Genomic DNA, 16,048 nt, shown 5'->3' with positions numbered 1-16,048 from the left:
TCGAAAAGTCCGACGCGCAGAAGCAGCGCATCACAGCCACTTCAAAAGCTTTGAGAAATACGCAAGGCGAAGGCATAACCTTCGGGACGGTTACGCGCATCAAATTCCTTGTAGGCATGCAGCCAGACAGGTGGCAGCCCCGGTTTGAAGTAGCTCAACGCCGGCCCGATGGCCATGACGCGGGCGCGATGGCCGCCCTCCAGACCGGGGGCGTCGTCATCACTGAACTGGCGGTAGTAGTAACCACCGATACCGGCCGTCCAGGGGCCCACATGCTGCCCTACGGCGAACTCGTGCCGATACTCGACACCGTTTTTGTAATCGGTCGCCTGATTGCGAGTATTGATGTCCGCTTGAAAGCTGGACGACACCTCGAAGCCGCTGTCGGTGATGTAAGTTGCATTGACGATTGGCGAAAACGCCCAGTGATTCAGGCCTGGCGAGACCAGGCGATTTTTGTCGTAGTCACCGGTGGGAGCCATGATCTGAAACTGCGCATTGATAAACAGATTCGGCGAAAGGTTCCATTGCAGGATCAAGGGCGACATCAGCAAATCGGCCATGCGAAAGGGATCGGCTTTCAGTTGCAGCGGTCCACCCGGGGTCGGCACCTCAAGCGAAGCATCCATCTTGAAGAACGGCACCACGCCGCCAAAACCATAGTGGGCCCCCAGCACGGTGTTATCCGTCATACGTACGTATGCGAGACCGAGGGTCAACACGTCCAAAGAGAAATTGTTATCCAACAAACGTCCGTGACGATCTTTCTGGGCGTTGGCCGAGTAATAAGCCGTGCGCAGGCCAAGGGTTCCGTTGGGTGTCGCAGGCGGCATCATCCCTGCGCCGAAATCATAAACACCGAACGCAGTGGTCGGTATTCCATTTTCAGTCGCCTCAGCCGTTGCGCAAAGGCCGAGCAGCCCCAGAGCAACCAGCGTATGCCTTCTAACGTTTGATTTATGGTTATGATTCATCGAATGCCCCTCTCACCCAATTGGTGTAGGGGTCATCCTAGGGAGCGAGGACGAGCGAGGGTTATCCGATATCGGCAAAGATTTCAGCGATGAAGCGTCTGCGAAGGCAGCTCCCCGAACATAGCCCGATAATCACCGGAAAACCGACTCAAGTGCCAGAACCCCCAACGTGCAGCGACCTTCTGTACAGAGACCGAAGACGTGCTCTCTCGCAGTTCACGGCGCACCGCATTAAGGCGCAGAGCCCGTAAATAAGCCACCGGGTTGATCCCTAGGGTTTCCTGGAAACAATACTGAAGCTTGCGTCGGCTGGCCCCTATACCGTTGCATAGATCGAGGATCGAGAACGGCTCATCAAGGTGGCTGAGGGCATACTCACGAGCCCGGTCGACCATCCGTTTGCGCGCCGTGGGGTTGAGCGGTGGCGTTTGATCAAGCGCAACAACGTCAAGTAGATGCAACATCACCGCATCGCGGATACCACGGCGAATCGACTCATTTCCCAACAGGACATCCCCACTTTGGCCGCCCTCCTGTAGCTCATCGAATAGTACTTTAAGCTCGCCACCCACTGCTGAGTCGCCGAGCCGGTAACAGGTGGGAAAATCAGTAATCCGAAAACTACTACCCTGACACCCCAGCACATACTCAAGAGCCTGCTCTTCTATAGCCACAATCAGCACATCCATGGTCTGCGGTATACGTATCTCAGGCAGGTTGTCACCGTGTGCCACCAGCACACTTGGCTCACGAATCAGATGCCCGGAACAATAGACATCACCGTGATTGCTCAGAGGCACGCTGAAGGTAATCGTTCCTTCCCTGGCCGCGCCTTTTTTGGTCATGGCCTGATTAGAGCGGTCGCGGACGAGTTGCATCCAGTCAGACCGAAACTCGATCAGCTCTCCCTGGAAGCGACCGGGGCTCAACTGCTCATACCCTATCCGCCAACCACTCAGATTGTGAGCATGTTCATCGATGTCGCTGGTTTGGACTCGATGGAGATAGGATGCCTGTTCCGTCGGGAATCCAGAGATCGTTTGTACCAGGATATTATTATTGTTCATTGGAGAAACCTGTCCGTACTCAAGGCTTACAGGTTGAGGCTTACGCAAGTTCCATTCCGTGTCAGTGACCGCCTGGAAATTGTGCCGAAAATGGATAGCGACCAGCTGCATCGCAGTGTCAGCTTCGGCGCTTGCCGATAGCAATTGAACCTCTGGCCTTAATGGGCAAGCGCTGCTCACGAATGTAAAAATAATGCGATCGAAGCAGCGACTCACTCGACCCTTTCAGGTCGAGCGAGCGGCCAATGAGATCAATGCTGCCCGGACAGATAGCAATCCAGGAGGTGACGATCTTCAGGGGACTTGAGGCCGGCAAACGGCATGTAAGTGCCGTTCACGTAGGCTTGGGGCTTGGTGATGAACTCTTCGAAGGTTTCAGAACTTCCAGGTAATCCCTTTGTTCTTCATCGCCATAGAGTAGTTGAATCCCTCTGCCAAGCGCCACGATGTGTCGGGCGCAGTCTCGGTATTACGGTGGCTGGTTTACAACACGTCTGTGAACCACCGTCAGTCATGAAGGATTAATGTCGGATGCAAATTGACTTGGTTTCAGTGAACGCATCGAGCCAATCGACACCGAAGTCCCGCCCGGTTCCAGACTGTTTGAAACCACCGAAAGGCATGTTCGCGTCAATCAGCGTGTGGCTGTTAACCCATACCGTACCGGCCTCGATACGGGGTGTCAGGTCCATGGCTGCCGACAGACTGCCAGTCCATAAACTGGCCGTGAGCCCGTAGTCGCTATCGTTGGCCCTGGCCAGCGCCTCCTCGGCATCGGCAACCCGCGTCAGGGTTACCACGGGGCCAAATACTTCGTCGCGGGTTAGCGAGAGACTGTCGTCGGGGTTGATCAGCAGCGTCGGTGGAACGTAAAAACCTTCAGAGTCCGGCCCCCTTGCGCCACTGATCAACTCAGCATTGTGAGTGAGCGCCTCTGCCAGGTAGGACTCGATTTTCAGTTGATGCGCTTTAGAGGCAACCGGATTGATTTGCGTGGTCGGGTCCATGCCCGGCCCTACCGAAAGCCCCTTGACCGCGAGCTCGAAATCACCTGCCAGTCGGTCGAACAAAGGAGCCTCTACGTAAATGCGTGAACTCGCAGCACACACCTGACCCTGATTCAGAAAGCTGCCCATCATCAAGCCTTCAACCACCTGCTGAGGGTCGGCGTCCTTGAGGACGATGGCCGGATTCTTGCCGCCCAACTCAAGGGTAATTCGGGTCAGTCGGTCGACGGCGCTGCGGGCAATGCCCTTACCCGTGGCGGTGGAACCGGTAAAACTGATTTTGCTGATCAGCGGGTGGGTGGTCAGGGTTCTGCCGCACTCGCTGCCACTGCCTGTCACCACATTGAACACGCCCGGCGGGACACCGGCTTCGGTGGCCAGTTCGGCCATGCGCATCAACGTCAGCGGAGTGATCTCCGAGGGTTTGAGAACAATCGAGCAACCGGCCGCCAGCGCCGGCATCACCTTCCACATGCCAATCATCAGCGGGAAGTTCCAGGGAACAATCCCGGCGACCACACCGATGGGTTCCTTGCGCGTGTACGCGGTATATCGAGCCCCGGCGGGAACAGGGATCGACAGGTCCAGCGTGCGCCCCGAGATCTTGGTGGCCAGCCCTGCGGAATAGCGCATCCAGTTCAACGTGCAGCCCACTTCAAAGGCCCGCGACACAGCAATCGATTTGCCTTGCTCCAGAGTTTCCAACTGGGCCAGTTCTTCAGCATGTTGTTCGAGCAAATCGGCATAGCGCAGCAAAATGCGCTCGCGCTCTGCGGGTAGACGGCGGGACCATACACCAGAGCGAAAGGCTTTATGGGCCGATATCACTGCACGCTGCACATCGAACTCATTGGCGTCGGCGGTGGAGGCGATCTGAAGGCCGGTTGAAGGGTCGTAGACCGGCAAGGTGCTGGTGGACTGAGCGCTCACCCAACCGCCATCGATATACAAACCGTGGCTTCTCTTCAAGAAAGAGTTGACCCTGTCCAGTGTCACGACCCTGTTTTGATTCATGATCCTTGCCTCGCGCTGATGATTGAAAATAGCTGCACCGCCGCCACTCAACAGTGCTTTGAGTCAGAGCCTAAATCAGCCATTGCGTGTTTGATTTTTCGTCTGTGCCAGACCGGTTTCTATCCCTGCCAATCTGGATTCGGATGGCTGGACCCGCCACCTTTACAACAGCCTTCTCCTTGAACTCAGCCCCGACTATTCTCACCTTTGATGATCACCAGCCGGGAAAGCTGATTTAGGCACAGAGCAAAAAGCTTCTGGCAAGAATCAAAAAGAAGTCACCCACCAGCTGTAGCAAAGTGCATACGTGCCTGTCCTCGGCTCGTCTCAAGGAACTCAGAAATGTTCACGTCCGTAGCGCTGTTAAAAAGAAAACCGCTTGCTCGACTCGCGCTGGCCATCACCTTGGGCACGCTCGGCCTGCCTTGCTGGCTGCCCAATGCAGAAGCCCATGGGGCCGCTGCCGAAATGGTACCTCTGCAATCGACCCTTGAGGAGTTTGGCGCCACGGTCAAATGGGACAACTATGCCAACCTGTTCGTCATCGCCAAGGACGGCGCCTACGTAAAGGTCAAGCCTTACAGCAAGGCGGCAGTGCTCAACGGCAAGCGAATGGAGTTATCCGTACCGGTGGTATTCAAAGGCAAGACTGCGTTCATGTCCAAGGACCTCATCAACCAGGTATTCCAGTCCGGCCTGGACAAGACCTTTGTCGTCGAGACCCGCCCTAACCCGCTCAACCCCCTGAGCGCCGACGAAATCAAGGCGGCGGTGGATATCGTCAAGAATTCCGCCAACTACAAGCCCGGCTTTCGTTTCACCGAAGTTTCTGTCAATGAACCACCCAAGGATCAGGTCTGGAATTTCGTCTACACCGGCCAGAACGTAACCCAGCCTCGCCAGGCCAATATCGTGGTGCTCGATGGCAAGCATGTAATCGAGGGCCTGGTCGATCTCGACAGCAAGACACTCAAGTCCTGGAAACCCGTCGAGGGCGCTCACGGCATGGTCTTGCTGGACGACTTCGCCACTGTGCAGTCGGCCATTGAATCGAGCCCGGAATACGCGCAAGCACTGGCCAAGCGCGGCATCACCGACGTCAAAAAGGTCGTGGCCACCCCGTTGACGGTCGGCTACTTCGACGGCAAAGACGGCCTGGCGCAGGATAAAAGACTGCTGAAAATCGTCAGTTACCTCAATACCGATGACGGCAACTACTGGGCGCACCCGATCGAGGGCCTGGTCGCGATTGTCGACCTGGAGCAAAAGAAACTGATCAAGATCGAAGACGAGGCCGTCATCCCGGTTCCGATGAAGCCAACACCCTATGACGGGCGTGGTCGCAAAGGCACGCAGGTCAAGCCGCTGGAAATCATTGAGCCCGAGGGGAAAAACTACACCATTACCGGCAACAGTATTCATTGGCAGAACTGGGACTTTCACGTTCGCCTCGATTCGCGGGTCGGCCCGATCCTGTCCACGGTCACCTATGACGACAAGGGCAAGAAACGCAAGATTATGTACGAGGGCTCGCTGGGCGGAATGATCGTGCCTTACGGCGATCCCGACGTCGGCTGGTACTTCAAGGCCTACCTGGATTCGGGTGACTACGGCATGGGCACCTTGACCTCGCCGATTGCTCGCGGCAAAGATGCCCCGGAAAACGCCGTGCTGCTGGACGCCACCATTGCCGACTACACGGGCGCACCGACCTCGATTCCGCGCGCTATGGCCGTGTTCGAGCGCTACGCCGGCCCGGAATACAAACACCAGGAAATGGGCCAGCCCAACCTCAGCACCGAGCGCCGCGAACTGGTGGTGCGCTGGATCAGCACCGTCGGCAACTACGACTACATCTTCGACTGGGTCTTCCAACAGAACGGGACCATCGGCATCGATGCCGGCGCCACCGGTATCGAAGCGGTCAAGGGTGTGAAATCGAAAAACATGCATGAGGCTACGGCGAAAGAAGACACACGCTACGGCACCCTTCTGGACCACAACATCGTAGGCACCACCCACCAACACATCTACAACTTCCGTCTGGACATGGATGTGGACGGTGAGAACAACTCAATGGTTGAAGTGAACCCGGTGATTGCTCCGAACGACCGTGACGGGCCGCGGACCAGTACGATGCAGACCGAGCAACAAGTGGTCGGCACTGAACAGCAGGCCGCACAGAAGTTCGACCCGTCGACCGTCCGCCTTATGACCAACTCCAGCAAGGAAAACAAAGTCGGCAACCCGGTTTCCTACCAGCTGATTCCTTATGCCGGCGGTACTCACCCGGTAGCCAAAGGCGCCAACTTCGGCAAAGACGAATGGCTCTATCACCGCCTGAGCTTCATGGACAAGCAACTCTGGGTGACTCGCTACAATCCTGAAGAGAAGTACCCCGAAGGCAAGTACCCTAATCGCTCAGACAAAGACGCTGGGTTAGGGCAGTTCACCAAGGACAACCAGTCGATCGAAAATACCGATGATGTGGTCTGGCTGACCACCGGCACCACCCACATCGCCCGGGCCGAAGAGTGGCCAATCATGCCAACCGAGTGGGTTCATGTGCTGTTGAAACCCTGGAACTTCTTCGATGAAACACCCACGTTGAACTTGAACGCACCGAAATAAACGTGCTCCAAAAGATTGCAGCCTTCGGCAGCCAATGTAGGAGCTGCCGAAGGCTGCGATCTTTTGATTTCAGAGGAGAGCAGGCGCCCTACATTAAGGTATTAAACTCACGCGTGTTGCTTGCGGTATTCCCCAGGAGAAATCCCGAAGCGGGATTTGAACGCCGTGGAGAAGTAGCTCGAGTCGGAGAAGCCCCACGAATAACCCAGTGCCGACAGTTTCTGCTCCGTGCCCGATTGGCGCAGGGATTCAGCGCACAAATCCAGACGGCGATTCTTGATGTATCGCGCGACCACGAGCCCCTTCTTGGCAAACATCCGATAAAGGCCACGCATCGATACGCCGACTTCCCGCGCCAGCAATTCAGGGCAGAGGTCTTCCGAACGGATATGATCGTCAATGTAGTCGAGGGTTTTGCGGAAGATTCGCTCATGCAAATCATTGCAGTCATCGGTATGGCTGATAGCCGGGCGCAGCAGGCTGACAACAGCCTCCAGGGTCGCTTCGCTTTCCTGCTGGCTCAGGTTTTTCTGGCGAGTGGCATCCAGTATCAGGTGGCGAGAAAGCACCGCGATAGGTGAAGTCGCTGCAATCCGATGACCGCACTTGACTTGATTGAAGCGCAGGGTCTGCTCAACCAACGGGTACGGCAGAATCAGCGACAACTGCCGCGAGTTCTCGCTGTAGGTGAAGTCGCTGGGGCGTGAAGCGTCAATCAGCGTGATATCACCGGCTGACAGTGAAACCCGATTGTCGCCCTGGGCCATACCGGCAGTGCCATCGAGCTGGAATACCGCAAAGTATTTCCCCCCTTCACCAGCGGCGACTTCCAGAGGTGTGCGGTACAGCCGAGCCTGGCAGGCATCGACAAAACTGAGCTTCAACGCGCCGCTTTGGTATTCCCGGATCTGGCCGGAAAACTCAGAACCCAAGGTTTGTGCATTGAAGGCGCCGCAGATCTGATTAATCTGATGGATCCACTGATCAAACCCATCACGGCGATGTGCAGTTGTAGAAATCATGTCAGGCCTCACGCAGGCTTATTTTTATTATCTACGCCAATCCACGATAAATCGGGACGCTTCGGATCTCCTGAACAGCGATTACTCCCTGAACGATGGCAGGCTATTTAAGCCCGCCAAAACGCCGATAGAAACTTTCACCGACGTCCGGCAGCGGGCCGTCGGCCGTTTCCAGTGCACTGTTCAGCCACTCTTCGGCCTTGGTGTAGATCAACCGGTAAATATTGCGGCACAGCTGCCGTGCCGCACGCCCTTCCCAGTCCCCGGGCAATAGCTCATCGGGTAACTGCGGGTCGCGCAGCAGCAACTTTCGATATTCATGAATAAGCAGGATTCGCGCCAGGAAGCACTCCGAAGGCTGCAGATTCTCTTGCTCGCGAAGCGCTTGCCAGAGCGGGCGAAACAACTGAATGAACTCACTGTAGTGGGCTGCCAGCTCCTCAATGCTCCAACTCTCGCGCACCTGCATGCGCAGCGCCTTGGACGCCAACACATCCTGGGCGGTGGTTTCAAAAACGATGGTCTCTTCCTGAGCCCCCAAGTCGAGCAAGGTCGCGTTGACGTCAGCACGGTCGCTGCGTGGGCAAGCCAGTACCACCGGCGAAATTGCACCAAAACCTTGCCACTCCAGTTCTTCACGCACTTGTTTGCGCTTTTCCTGCGTCAACTGAGAGAGCATCACCAGGCACCAGGAACCGTCCCACGCCGGCACTGTGGAGCTGTACACACGCTTAAAGGCCTTGTCGAAGCGGCGCCGACCGGCGCCGGTGAGGCTGTAGTAGCTACGGCGACCGACTTTCTCGGCGGTCAGCCAACCTTCCTTGGTCAGGCGAAAGATCGAGGTACGGATCAGCCGTTCGTTGATACCGATGGGCTCGAGCAACTGGATCAGACTGCCGAGCCAGACTGTCCCGCCGTGGGGTTCGATGGCATCGCCGTACAAGGTGATGATCAGGGAGCTGGCGCGGATCGGCGTCTGTTCCTGGAAGCGGGTGATCAGATGGTTTAACGGTGTCAGGGACGACATGGGTGTACCGAGCTGAAAAAAAAGAAAAGGAATATACCGAAATCCTTGTGGGAGCGGGCTTGCTCGCTCCCACATTAGTTCAGCATTTACAGGGCGTTGGCTTTTGGCCGCAAACCGCTGTCGCTGATACGCGGGCGGTCCGGTTCCGGTTCGCTCAGGGGTTCGCAGATTTGCATCTGCTCAAGGCAACGCTTGGCCAGTTGCTGGTACTCGCGGGTGCCCGCCTGCTTCCACGCCACTTCTTCATCGCTGAGAGTGCGTTTGACGCTGGCCGGGGCGCCCATGACCAACGACTGTTCCGTGCATTCGAATCCGGCCTTGACGAAGGCTGCCGCCGAGACGAATGAGCGCGGGCCAATGCGCGCGTTATCCATCACCACGGCATTCATGCCCACCAGTGCATCGGCGCCGATCCGGCAGCCGTGCAGCACGGCGCCATGACCGATATGGCCGTTGCGTTCGACCACGGTGTCGCTGTCCGGGAAACCGTGCATCACGCAGGTGTCCTGCAGATTGGCGCCCTCCTCCAGCACGATCCGGCCAAAGTCCCCGCGCAAACTCGCCAGCGGCCCGACGTAGCAATGGGGGCCGATGATCACGTCGCCGATCAGCACGGCGGACGGATGAACGTAAGCAGTGGGATCGACCACCGGGGTCAAACCATCGAGGCTGTAGCAGGTCATGGGACGTTCCTTTATGCGCAGTGCCGGGCGTTTTCGCAAAGCGATGCCGATATGAGTATATTTTGTATCACATCACTTTTACCAGAATAAAGATAAAAAAACGTATCGCTTAATTCTGCGCTGTCGAGTTCGCTTGTCGAAGCGGCTTAATTCGTCACACAAACCAATAAAACCGGGGTAACAACAGTAAAAATCGCTTCTATAAAACCATCTACCAAAAACACACCACCGACCAATAAGACACATTAATACTGTTTGTATATTGTGTTTGCGTATCGCTTTATAGGTATACTCAGGCAAAACCGGTCCACCTGGCCGATCCAATAATCAGCCGGCATCACAGCCGAGCGTGCACCGTGAGGGCATCCGCCATGCCTCTAACACTTGCTGTCGAGTTCCTCGAGCCGGGCGTCCGTCTGATTACCCTGCAACGCCCGCAAGCACTGAATGCCCTGACCACCGAATTGCTCGGTGAACTGGCGGATGAATTGAGTGCAGCGCAAACCGATCCCGACACCCGCGCCGTGGTCCTGACCGGCAGCCGCAAAGCCTTCGCGGCCGGCGCCGATATCAAGGAAATGGCCGAGCGCAATCTGGTCGGCATCCTCAACGACCCACGCCAGGCGTCATGGCAGACCATCACCCGCTTCAACAAACCGCTGATCGCTGCGGTCAATGGCTTCGCCCTCGGCGGTGGCTGCGAACTGGCGATGCACGCCGACATCATTATTGCTGGCGAAGACGCCCGTTTCGGCCAGCCGGAAATCAATCTCGGGATCATGCCCGGCGCCGGTGGCACCCAACGCCTGCTGCGCGCCGTCGGTAAATCCATGGCCATGCAGATGGTCCTGACCGGCGAGGCGATCGACGCCCGCCAGGCCCAACGTGCCGGCCTGGTCAGTGAAGTGACCCAACCGGAATTCACCGTCGAACGCGCCCTGCAAATCGCCCGCAGCATTGCCGGCAAAGCACCGCTGGCCGTGCGTCTGGCCAAGGAATCATTGCTCAAGGCCATGGACACCGACCTGGCTAGCGGCCTGCGCTTCGAACGCCACGCCTTCACCGTGCTGGCCGGCACCCGCGACCGCGATGAAGGCATCCGGGCCTTTCAGGAAAAGCGCACGCCGACCTTCATCGGGCAATAACCCAGTCAGCCCCTAATAAAAAAGCAGCGAACGACCTCTCAGAGAGCGCCATGACCATGAACTTCGAACACATCCTGTTTTCCATCGAGGCCGGCGTCGCCCTGCTCAGCCTCAATCGGCCAGACCAACTGAACAGCTTCAACGCGCAGATGCACGGCGAAGTGAAGGAAGCGCTGAAACAGGTCCGCCAGAATCCGGACGTGCGCGTCTTGCTGCTGACCGGTGAGGGTCGCGGCTTCTGCGCCGGGCAAGACCTCAGCGACCGCAATGTTGCACCGGGCAGCGCCGTGCCGGATCTGGGTGAGTCCATCGAGAAGCTCTACAACCCGCTGATCCGCCAACTGCGCGACCTGCCGCTGCCGGTAATCTGCGCGGTCAATGGCGTAGCGGCCGGGGCCGGGGCCAATATCCCGCTGGCCTGCGACCTGGTGCTGGCGGCGCGTTCGGCGAGTTTCATCCAAGCCTTCTGCAAAATCGGCCTGATCCCCGATTCCGGTGGCACCTGGACCTTGCCGCGCCTGGTCGGTATGGCCCGCGCCAAGGCCCTGGCCTTGCTCGGTAATCGCTTGAGTGCCGAGCAAGCCGAGCAATGGGGGCTGATCTACCGCTGCGTGGACGACGCTGAACTGCGCAATGAAGCCCTGACGCTGGCTCGTCATCTGGCCGCGCAACCGACTTACGGCCTGGCGCTGATCAAACGCAGCCTCAACGCCAGCCTGAGCAATACGTTCGACGAGCAGCTTGAGCTGGAAAAAGACCTGCAACGCCTGGCCGGGCGCAGCGAGGATTACCGTGAAGGCGTTAGCGCTTTCATGGAAAAACGCAGCCCAAGTTTCAAGGGGCGCTGAGCCATGACTGCACTGAACACTCATGCACGCATCGCGGTGATCGGCGCCGGTGCCATGGGCGCCGGCATTGCGCAGGTCGCCGCACAGGCAGGCCATCCGGTGCTGTTGCTGGACAATCGCCCCGGCGCTGCTGCGCAGGCGATCGATGGCATTGACCGACAACTGGGCAAACGCGTCGAAAACGGCAAGCTCTCGGCCGAAGCACGCACTGCAACCATCGCCCGCCTACAAGCGGTGGAAGCCATCGAAGCGCTGACCGATTGCGCGCTGATCATCGAAGCCATCGTCGAGAACCTCGAGGTCAAACGCGCCCTCTTCCGCCAGTTGGAAGGCATCTGCGGCGAGCACTGCATTCTCGCCAGCAACACCTCGTCGCTGTCCATTACCAGCATCGCTGCGCAACTGGATCATCCGCAACGCTTGCTCGGTCTGCATTTTTTCAACCCGGCGCCGGTCATGGCGCTAGTGGAAATCGTCTCGGGCCTGGCCAGCGATCCGGCGCTGGCCGAGTGTCTATATGACACCGCCAAAGCCTGGGGCAAAAAACCGGTGCACACCCGCTCCACGCCGGGCTTCATCGTCAACCGCGTGGCCCGGCCGTTTTACGCCGAGAGCCTGCGCCTGTTGCAGGAAGGCGCCGCCGATTGCCCGACCCTCGATGCGTTGATGCGCGATGCCGGTGGTTTTGCCTTGGGCGCGTTCGAGCTGACCGATCTGATCGGCCATGACGTCAATTACGCTGTGACCTGTTCGGTGTTCGACGCCTATTACGGTGACACTCGATTCCTACCGTCGTTGATCCAGAAAGAGCTGGTCGACGCCGGGCGGCTGGGACGCAAAAGTGGTCAGGGCTTCTATCGCTATGCCGACGGCGCCGAGCGTGCGCAGCCCTCATCAATCAGCAGCGAACAGTCCGTGGAAACCTGCGTTGTGGAAGGTGATCTGGGCATCGCCCAAAACCTGATTCCCCGCTTGCGCGAACATGGCGTCGAAATAATCCAGCGCGATGGCCAAGGCTTGCTGCGGGTCGGCGACGCCGTGCTGGCGTTGAGCGACGGGCGTACAGCCAGTCAACGGGCCAATGAGGACGGTCTGCGCAATCTGATCCTGCTGGACCTGGCGCTCGACTATGGCAAGGCCGGTCGGATCGCCTTCAGCTGCTCGGCAGGCATCGATCCGTCCGCGTTCGAACAAGGCGTAGCGTTGCTGCAACGGGCCGGATTCAAAGTCAGCCTGCTCAGCGACAGCCCGGCCCTCGCCGTTTTACGCACCGTCGCCATGCTCGCCAACGAAGCCGCCGAGGCCCTGCTGCAAGGCGTTGCCTCGGCCGCCGACATCGATCTGGCGATGCGCGCCGGGGTCAATTACCCCCAAGGTCCGCTGGCCTGGGCCGATGCCATCGGGCTGTCGCAGATCCTTACCGTGCTGGAAAACCTGCAAGCCAGTTACGGCGAAGAACGTTATCGGCCGTCGCTGCTGTTGCGCCGTCGGGTCGCTGAGGGAAGGACATTCCATGACAAACCATGAAGCAATGAATCTGGCCAGCACCTGTGCGCAAACGATGTTCAAGCGCGACGCCGCCAGCCAGGCCATGGGCATGCGCCTGCTCTCGGCGGCGCCCGGCTGTGCCCGCGTGGGCATGAACGTGCGCGCCGAAATGATTCAGGGCCACGGCACTTGCCACGGCGGCTACCTGTTTGCGCTGGCCGACTCGGCGTTTGCCTTTGCCTGCAACAGCTACAACGAAGCCACGGTGGCCATCGGTTGCAGCATCGACTACATCGCCCCGGCGCGCCTGGGCGACACCTTGACGGCCGATTGCACCGAGCAAAGCCGTTCCGGTCGCACTGGCAACTACGACGTACGCATTGAAAACCAACAGGGCCAGTTGATCGCCCTGTTCCATGGCAAATCCTACAAAGTGCGCGGCGCTGTGCTGACGCAGGAGAACCCGAATGAATGACGCCTTGATCATCGATGCGGTGCGGACCCCGATCGGCCGCTACGCCGGAGCCTTGAGTAGCGTGCGTGCCGACGACCTCGGCGCGGTGCCGCTGCGCGAACTGTTGCGTCGCCACCCGCAGGTCGACTGGAATGCCGTGGACGACGTGATCTACGGCTGCGCCAACCAGGCCGGTGAAGACAACCGCAACGTTGCACGCATGTCGGCACTGCTGGCCGGGTTGCCGGTCAGCGTGCCCGGCACCACCCTCAACCGTTTGTGCGGTTCCGGGATGGATGCGATCGGCACGGCGGCGCGGGCGATTCGCTGCGGCGAGGCCGGGTTGATGCTGGTGGGTGGCGTCGAATCGATGTCCCGCGCACCGCTGGTAATGGGCAAGGCCGAACAGGCGTTTTCCCGTGACGCGCAGCTCTACGACACCACGATCGGCTGGCGTTTCGTCAATCCGCTGATGAAAAAAGCCTACGGCGTCGACTCCATGCCGGAGACCGCCGAGAGCGTCGCCGAGCAGTTCAATATCTCCCGCGCCGACCAGGATTCCTTTGCCCTGCGCAGCCAGCAGCGCGCCGCCGCAGCCCAGGCTAGCGGACGTCTGGCCAAGGAAATCGTCGCGGTCGAAATTCCCCAGCGCAAAGGTCCGGCCAAAGTCGTCGAGCACGACGAACACCCGCGCGGCGACACCACGCTAGAGCAGTTGCAGAAACTCGGCACGCCATTCCGCGAAGGCGGCAGCATCACCGCCGGCAACGCGTCCGGGGTCAATGACGGCGCTTGCGCGCTATTGCTCGCCAGCCCGGAAGCCGCCAAACGCCATGGCCTGAAGGCGCGCGGCCGGGTCGTGGCGATGGCTACCGCAGGGGTTGAACCACGGATCATGGGCATCGGCCCGGTGCCGGCGACGCGCAAGGTGCTGGAACTGGCCAACCTGAGCCTGGCCGACATGGACGTGATCGAACTCAACGAAGCCTTTGCCGCGCAAGGTCTGGCGGTATTGCGCGAGCTCGGCCTGAGTGACACCGACGCGCGGGTCAACCCGAACGGCGGCGCGATTGCCCTCGGCCATCCGCTGGGGATGAGCGGCGCACGACTGGTGACCACCGCGCTGCATGAACTGGAAGAACGTCAGGGTCGCTACGCCTTGTGCACCATGTGCATCGGCGTCGGCCAGGGCATCGCGCTGATCATCGAGCGCCTCTGCGACTAAAGAACCGCGATTCCCGAGGAGCCGAGAGGTATCCTTGGGGCATGCACTCAAAGCCCTTGTGCAAAAGGGCTGAAACACAAAAATAATTCGAGTGAAGTTATGAACATGCCGATTGCCAAAGCCGTGCTTGATCCCGTGCTGGACCCGCTGGAAACCGCCAGCATCGACGAACTCCGTCAGCACCAGCTGGAACGCCTGCGCTGGAGCCTGAACCACGCCTACAACAATGTGCCGCTGTACCGTCAACGCTTCGATGCGCTAGGCGTGCACCCCGATGACATCAAGTGCCTGGAAGACCTGGCGAAGTTTCCCTTCACCACCAAATCCGACCTGCGCGACAACTACCCTTACGGCATGTTTGCCGTGCCGATGCATGACGTGGTGCGCCTGCACGCGTCCAGCGGTACCACCGGCAAACCGACCGTCGTCGGCTACACGCAGAACGACATCGATACCTGGGCCAACGTGGTCGCGCGCTCGATCCGCGCGGCGGGCGGGCGGCGTGGCGACAAAGTGCATATTTCCTATGGCTACGGCCTGTTCACCGGTGGTCTCGGTGCGCATTACGGTGCCGAACGCCTGGGTTGCACGGTGATTCCGATGTCTGGCGGCCAGACCGAAAAACAAGTGCAACTGATCCGGGATTTCCAGCCGGACATCATCATGGTCACGCCGTCGTACATGCTCAACATCGCCGATGAAATCGAGCGTCAGGGCATTGATCCGCACAAGTTGGCCCTGCGGTTGGGCATCTTCGGCGCCGAGCCGTGGACCGCCGAACTGCGCAGCGCCATCGAGAACCGTTTGGGCATTACTGCGCTGGACATCTATGGCCTCTCGGAAATCATGGGGCCGGGTGTCGCCATGGAATGCGCGGAAACCAAGGACGGGCCGACGATTTGGGAGGACCACTTCTATCCGGAAATCATTGACCCGGTCACCGGTGAAGTGTTGCCGGACGGGCAGATGGGTGAACTGGTGTTCACCTCACTGAGCAAAGAAGCGTTGCCGATGATCCGCTATCGCACCCGTGACCTGACGCGTTTGCTGCCGGGGACTGCGCGGCCGATGCGGCGGATCGACAAGATCACCGGGCGCAGCGATGACATGCTGATCATTCGTGGGGTCAATGTGTTCCCGACGCAGATTGAGGAGCAGGTGCTGAAAATCAAACAGCTTTCAGAGTGTTATGAGATTCATCTGTATCGCAATGGGAATCTGGACAGTGTGGATGTGCATGTGGAGCTCAAGGCTGAGCATCAGCACCTGGGCGATGATCAGCAGAAGGCGATTTGTGCGGAGTTGAGTCGACATATCAAGACGTATATCGGGATCAGTTCGCGGATTGTTTTGCAGCCAGTGCATTCGATCAAGCGGTCTGAGGGGAAGGCTTGTCACGTGATGGATAAGCGCCCGAAAGCATGACTGCTGCACCCTTTATGGCCCCGCTTTTGCGGGGTTTT

13 protein-coding genes are annotated in these 16,048 nt (G+C 58.8%); 7 read left to right on the top strand and 6 right to left on the bottom strand.

From position 1 onward, the window contains the following. Nucleotides 1–41: 41 nt before the first annotated feature. The 3 genes from AC07XF_RS00750 to AC07XF_RS00740 form a co-directional block, all read right to left on the bottom strand. A complete protein-coding gene (locus tag AC07XF_RS00750) occupies nt 42–974 on the bottom strand; it encodes a SphA family protein (RefSeq protein WP_495024995.1) in 933 nt (310 codons plus the stop codon). A gap of 83 nt (nt 975–1,057) precedes the next feature. Then, entirely contained in the window at nt 1,058–2,041 is a 984-nt protein-coding gene (locus AC07XF_RS00745) for a helix-turn-helix domain-containing protein (RefSeq protein ID WP_495024994.1), read from the bottom strand. A 521-nt stretch (nt 2,042–2,562) separates the two neighbouring features. Then, on the bottom strand, nt 2,563–4,062 hold the full coding sequence (locus AC07XF_RS00740; protein WP_495024993.1) for an aldehyde dehydrogenase family protein: 1,500 nt from the start codon (nt 4,060–4,062) through the stop codon (nt 2,563–2,565). Between the two features lie 342 nt (nt 4,063–4,404). Between AC07XF_RS00740 and tynA the strand changes: the two genes are divergently transcribed. Beyond that, complete coding sequence (gene tynA / locus AC07XF_RS00735; RefSeq protein ID WP_495024992.1) at nt 4,405–6,693, top strand: primary-amine oxidase; 2,289 nt, start codon at nt 4,405–4,407, stop codon at nt 6,691–6,693. 107 nt (nt 6,694–6,800) lie between these two features. Here tynA and feaR read toward each other — a convergent pair whose 3' ends face one another. From feaR to paaY, 3 genes are all read right to left on the bottom strand, one after another. Beyond that, complete coding sequence (gene feaR, locus AC07XF_RS00730) at nt 6,801–7,715, bottom strand: transcriptional regulator FeaR (RefSeq protein ID WP_495024991.1); 915 nt, start codon at nt 7,713–7,715, stop codon at nt 6,801–6,803. A gap of 103 nt (nt 7,716–7,818) precedes the next feature. Then, a complete protein-coding gene (gene paaX, locus AC07XF_RS00725; RefSeq protein ID WP_495024990.1) occupies nt 7,819–8,742 on the bottom strand; it encodes a phenylacetic acid degradation operon negative regulatory protein PaaX in 924 nt (307 codons plus the stop codon). A gap of 86 nt (nt 8,743–8,828) precedes the next feature. Further along, nucleotides 8,829–9,425 (bottom strand): phenylacetic acid degradation protein PaaY, encoded by a 597-nt coding sequence (gene paaY, locus AC07XF_RS00720; RefSeq protein WP_495024989.1) that lies wholly within the window; start codon nt 9,423–9,425, stop codon nt 8,829–8,831. Nucleotides 9,426–9,796: 371 nt separating this feature from the next. Between paaY and paaF the strand changes: the two genes are divergently transcribed. From paaF to paaK, 6 genes are all read left to right on the top strand, one after another. Continuing rightward, the gene (paaF, locus tag AC07XF_RS00715) at nt 9,797–10,570 is read left to right on the top strand and encodes a 2,3-dehydroadipyl-CoA hydratase PaaF (RefSeq protein ID WP_495024988.1); all 774 of its coding nucleotides are present in this window, start codon (nt 9,797–9,799) and stop codon (nt 10,568–10,570) included. 56 nt (nt 10,571–10,626) lie between these two features. After that, entirely contained in the window at nt 10,627–11,418 is a 792-nt protein-coding gene (gene paaG / locus AC07XF_RS00710; protein ID WP_495025084.1) for a 2-(1,2-epoxy-1,2-dihydrophenyl)acetyl-CoA isomerase PaaG, read from the top strand. A 3-nt stretch (nt 11,419–11,421) separates the two neighbouring features. Further along, nucleotides 11,422–12,945, top strand: coding sequence for a 3-hydroxyacyl-CoA dehydrogenase PaaH (gene paaH, locus AC07XF_RS00705; protein WP_495024987.1), 1,524 nt, complete (start codon nt 11,422–11,424; stop codon nt 12,943–12,945). Further along, nucleotides 12,932–13,381: a hydroxyphenylacetyl-CoA thioesterase PaaI gene (gene paaI, locus AC07XF_RS00700; RefSeq protein WP_401358694.1), complete on the top strand. Its 450-nt coding sequence runs from the start codon at nt 12,932–12,934 to the stop codon at nt 13,379–13,381. The genes paaH and paaI overlap by 14 nt, the downstream gene beginning before the upstream one ends. Continuing rightward, nucleotides 13,374–14,585 carry a 3-oxoadipyl-CoA thiolase gene (gene pcaF / locus AC07XF_RS00695; protein WP_495024986.1) on the top strand — a complete coding sequence of 404 codons (1,212 nt, stop codon included), beginning with the start codon at nt 13,374–13,376 and terminating at the stop codon, nt 14,583–14,585. Before paaI ends, pcaF begins: the two co-directional genes overlap by 8 nt. Before the next feature lie 99 nt (nt 14,586–14,684). Further along, a complete protein-coding gene (gene paaK, locus AC07XF_RS00690) occupies nt 14,685–16,010 on the top strand; it encodes a phenylacetate--CoA ligase PaaK (protein ID WP_495024985.1) in 1,326 nt (441 codons plus the stop codon). Nucleotides 16,011–16,048 lie beyond the last annotated feature (38 nt).

Source organism: Pseudomonas sp. GW821-FHT01C01, assembly GCF_059422645.1.
The sequence above is the reverse complement of the archived record's forward strand: the minus strand, read 5'-3'. Positions and strand labels throughout refer to the sequence as shown.

Coding starts and splice junctions, on each gene's coding strand:
- AC07XF_RS00750 (WP_495024995.1), bottom strand. CDS start 974: ATGAATCATAACCATAAATCAAACGTTAGAAGGCATACGCTGGTTGCT.
- AC07XF_RS00745 (WP_495024994.1), bottom strand. CDS start 2,041: ATGAACAATAATAATATCCTGGTACAAACGATCTCTGGATTCCCGACG.
- AC07XF_RS00740 (WP_495024993.1), bottom strand. CDS start 4,062: ATGAATCAAAACAGGGTCGTGACACTGGACAGGGTCAACTCTTTCTTG.
- tynA (WP_495024992.1), top strand. CDS start 4,405: ATGTTCACGTCCGTAGCGCTGTTAAAAAGAAAACCGCTTGCTCGACTC.
- feaR (WP_495024991.1), bottom strand. CDS start 7,715: ATGATTTCTACAACTGCACATCGCCGTGATGGGTTTGATCAGTGGATC.
- paaX (WP_495024990.1), bottom strand. CDS start 8,742: ATGTCGTCCCTGACACCGTTAAACCATCTGATCACCCGCTTCCAGGAA.
- paaY (WP_495024989.1), bottom strand. CDS start 9,425: ATGACCTGCTACAGCCTCGATGGTTTGACCCCGGTGGTCGATCCCACT.
- paaF (WP_495024988.1), top strand. CDS start 9,797: ATGCCTCTAACACTTGCTGTCGAGTTCCTCGAGCCGGGCGTCCGTCTG.
- paaG (WP_495025084.1), top strand. CDS start 10,627: ATGAACTTCGAACACATCCTGTTTTCCATCGAGGCCGGCGTCGCCCTG.
- paaH (WP_495024987.1), top strand. CDS start 11,422: ATGACTGCACTGAACACTCATGCACGCATCGCGGTGATCGGCGCCGGT.
- paaI (WP_401358694.1), top strand. CDS start 12,932: ATGACAAACCATGAAGCAATGAATCTGGCCAGCACCTGTGCGCAAACG.
- pcaF (WP_495024986.1), top strand. CDS start 13,374: ATGAATGACGCCTTGATCATCGATGCGGTGCGGACCCCGATCGGCCGC.
- paaK (WP_495024985.1), top strand. CDS start 14,685: ATGAACATGCCGATTGCCAAAGCCGTGCTTGATCCCGTGCTGGACCCG.